Raw genomic sequence first — 2,412 nt, forward strand, 5'->3', positions numbered from 1 at the left:
CGAAGGGCTGCAAACGCTCGGCTGGCGCGACGTGCCCACCGACGACTCCTCTCTGGGCGCACTTTCCCGCGACGCGATGCCCACCTTCCGGCAGCTGTTCATCGCCGGCGCTTCGGGTATGACGCTGGAGCGCCGCGCGTATGTGATCCGCAAGCGCGCCGAACACGAACTGGGCACCAAGGGCCCGGGCCAGGACGGCCCCGGTCGCGAAACCGTTTACTTCCCAAGCCTTTCCGGTCAGACATTCGTCTACAAGGGGATGCTGACCACGCCGCAGCTCAAGGCGTTCTACCTTGACCTGCAAGACGACCGGCTCGATAGCGCGCTGGGCATCGTGCACTCTCGGTTCTCCACCAACACGTTCCCGTCATGGCCGCTGGCACATCCGTTTCGGCGCATCGCCCACAACGGCGAGATCAACACCGTCACCGGCAACGAGAACTGGATGCGCGCCCGCGAAGCGCTGATCCACACCGACATCTTCGGCTCCTACGACGACGTCGAGAAGTTGTTCCCGATCTGCACCCCCGGTGCCTCCGACACCGCGCGCTTCGACGAGGCGCTCGAGTTGCTGCACCTGGGTGGACGCAGCTTGGCACATGCGGTGCTGATGATGATCCCCGAAGCGTGGGAGCGCCACGAATCCATGGACCCCGCGCGCCGCGCCTTCTACCAGTACCACGCGTCGTTGATGGAGCCGTGGGACGGGCCGGCGTCGATGACGTTCACCGACGGCACCATCGTCGGCGCGGTGCTCGACCGCAACGGCTTACGGCCGTCGCGGATTTGGGTCACCGACGACGGGCTGGTCGTGATGGCCTCCGAGGCCGGTGTGCTCGATCTCGACCCGTCGACGGTGGTGCGCCGGATGCGGCTGCAACCGGGCCGGATGTTCCTGGTGGACACGGCTCAGGGCCGCATCGTCGACGACGAGGAGATCAAGGCCGAGCTCGCTGCCGAGCACCCCTACCAGCAGTGGCTCGACAAAGGCTTGGTGCCGCTGGACAAACTGCCGCAAGGCAATTACGTGCGGATGCCGCACCATCGAATTGTGCTGCGCCAGTTGGTGTTCGGCTACACCTACGAAGAGCTCAACTTGCTGGTGGCGCCGATGGCGCGCACCGGCGCCGAGCCGATCGGGTCGATGGGCACCGACACCCCGGTCGCGGTGCTCTCCGAGCGGCCCCGGATGCTGTTCGACTACTTCCACCAGCTCTTCGCCCAGGTGACCAACCCGCCGCTGGACGCCATCCGCGAAGAGGTGGTGACCAGCCTGCAGCACACCATCGGTCCGGAAGGCGACCTGCTCAACCCGGACGAGAAATCCTGTCACCAGATCCAGTTGACGCAGCCGATCTTGCGCAACCACGAGCTGGCCAAGCTGGTCAACCTCGACCCCGACGTCGAGGTCAACGGGCGACGGCTGGGCTTGCGGTCCAAGGTCATTCGCTGCCTATACCCGGTCGCCGAGGGCGGAACCGGCCTCAAGGCCGCGCTTGACGAGGTGCGCGCGCAGACCTCGGCGGCGATCGCCGACGGCGCGCGGATCATCGTCCTGTCCGACCGCGAATCCGACGAGACGATGGCGCCGATTCCGTCGCTGCTGGCTGTCTCGGCGGTGCATCACCACCTGGTGCGCGAACGCACCCGCACCCAAGTCGGACTGGTGGTCGAGTCCGGTGACGCCCGCGAGGTGCACCACATGGCCATGCTGCTGGCCTTCGGCGCCGCTGCCATCAACCCGTACATGGCGTTCGAGTCGATCGAGGACATGCTCGACCGCGGGGTGCTGGAGGGTTTCGACCGCGAGACTGCCCTGCGCAACTACGTCAAGGCCGCCGGCAAGGGCGTGCTCAAAGTGATGTCGAAGATGGGCATCTCGACGCTTGCCTCCTACACCGGTGCGCAACTGTTTCAAGCCGTCGGGATCTCCGAGGCGGTGCTCGACGAATACTTCACCGGGCTGGCCTGTCCAACCGGTGGGATTACCCTCGACGACATCGCCGCCGACGTCGCCGCCCGCCACTCGCTGGCGTTTTTGGACCGGCCCAACGAGCGTGCCCACCGCGAACTCGAGGTCGGCGGGGAATACCAGTGGCGCCGCGAGGGCGAATACCACCTGTTCAACCCGGACACCGTCTTCAAGCTGCAGCACTCCACCCGGACCGGGCAGTACAAGATCTTCAAGGAATACACGCAGCTGGTCGACGACCAGAGCGAGCGGATGGCGTCGCTGCGCGGGCTGCTGAAGTTCAAAGCCGGTGTGCGCCCACCTGTTCCACTGGAGGAGGTGGAACCGGCCAGCGAGATCGTCAAGCGCTTCGCCACCGGCGCGATGAGCTACGGCTCAATCTCAGCCGAGGCGCACGAAACCTTGGCGATCGCCATGAACCGCCTCGGTGGACGGTCCAA

The 2,412-nt window shown here is 66.0% G+C and carries 1 protein-coding gene; it reads left to right on the top strand.

Features of this window, described 5'->3' with window-relative positions:
* A partial coding sequence (locus VFA16_RS22540; RefSeq protein WP_324969970.1) for a glutamate synthase central domain-containing protein occupies positions 1-2,412 on the top strand: 2,412 nt, incomplete at both ends.

It is taken from the genome of Mycobacterium sp. (genome assembly GCF_035653355.1).
GTDB lineage: Bacteria > Actinomycetota > Actinomycetes > Mycobacteriales > Mycobacteriaceae > Mycobacterium.